We start from the raw sequence: 1,139 nt of genomic DNA on the forward strand, positions 1-1,139 counted from the left end.
GGTGGTCCTGGTAACGTGGTATACAGCGCGTCATTTGGTCTACTAGGTGTATTCGGCGGTATCATTGCTTTCCTAGGTGTGGTTATCCTACCAATCACTTCAGGTGACACAGCGTTCCGCTCAAGCCGTCTAATCCTTGCTGAATACTTCAACATGGAACAGAAAACACTACGTAACCGTCTACTAATGGCTGTGCCGCTATTCGTTATCGGTGGTGTGTTGACTCAAGTAGACTTTGGCATCATCTGGCGTTACTTCGGCTTCGCAAACCAAACAACAGCAGTAATGATGTTGTGGACTGCGTCAGCTTACCTACTGCGTCACAACAAACTGCACTGGATTACAACTATCCCTGCAATGTTCATGACCACGGTATGTGTGACTTTCATCCTAAACAACAGCTCACTAGGTTTCGGCCTACCAATGCAAGTGTCGACTATCGCGGGTGTCATCTTCTCCCTAGTCGTTACAGGTTACGTTATCAAAACCTCTAAAGGTAAAGGCGAATCTGAACTGGCGGATGAAGAAAAACCACAAGCAGTAACAGAAACTGCATAAACCAACCTCATATTGACTGGTTAAGACAAGGAGCCTGCCGTTTGCAGGCTCTTTTTGTTTTATACCTAAATGACTTTAAAGGCCGATAAAACCTTGAGGTTGTTTAGGTATACAATAACAACATTAATTTCAGGTTAGGTTCGCTATGGAACTGGTTATCTCTCTCTTGCAGCAAATGTGTGTTTACTTAGTCTTGGCTTACATGCTGAGTAAAACACCCATCATCTTACCGCTACTGAGTATTTCGTCTCGCCTTAGCCATCGTTTAATTTGCTACGTGCTCTTTTCTGGCTTTTGTATCCTCGGGACGTACTTTGGTCTACACATCAATGATGCTATCGCCAACACCCGTGCCATTGGCGCTGTCATGGGCGGGTTGTTCGGCGGGCCAGTAGTCGGTTTTGCTGTCGGCTTAACCGGCGGGATCCATCGTTATTCACTTGGTGGCTTTACCGACCTAGCCTGTGCTATTTCAACCACTGCTGAAGGCGTGATTGGTGGCTTGTTACATGTCTACCTTATCAAACGCAACAAGGGCGCATTGCTGTTCAATCCACGCTTGGATTGAACAGCAATGCGCC

The 1,139-nt window shown here is 46.4% G+C and carries 1 protein-coding gene and 1 pseudogene; both read left to right on the top strand.

Annotation, left to right across the window (positions count from 1 at the left end):
• A partial coding sequence (locus tag R8O70_RS25090) for a carbon starvation CstA family protein (protein WP_318184447.1) occupies positions 1–558 on the top strand: 558 nt, incomplete at its 5' end.
• Positions 559–703: 145 nt separating this feature from the next.
• Positions 704–1,114: pseudogene (locus R8O70_RS25095) on the top strand (LytS/YhcK type 5TM receptor domain-containing protein); the annotation flags it as partial.
• Positions 1,115–1,139: the final 25 nt, after the last annotated feature.

The sequence above is a fragment of the Vibrio sp. 779(2023) genome, from assembly GCF_033344285.1.
In the GTDB taxonomy this organism is placed as follows: Bacteria; Pseudomonadota; Gammaproteobacteria; order Enterobacterales; family Vibrionaceae; genus Vibrio; species Vibrio alginolyticus.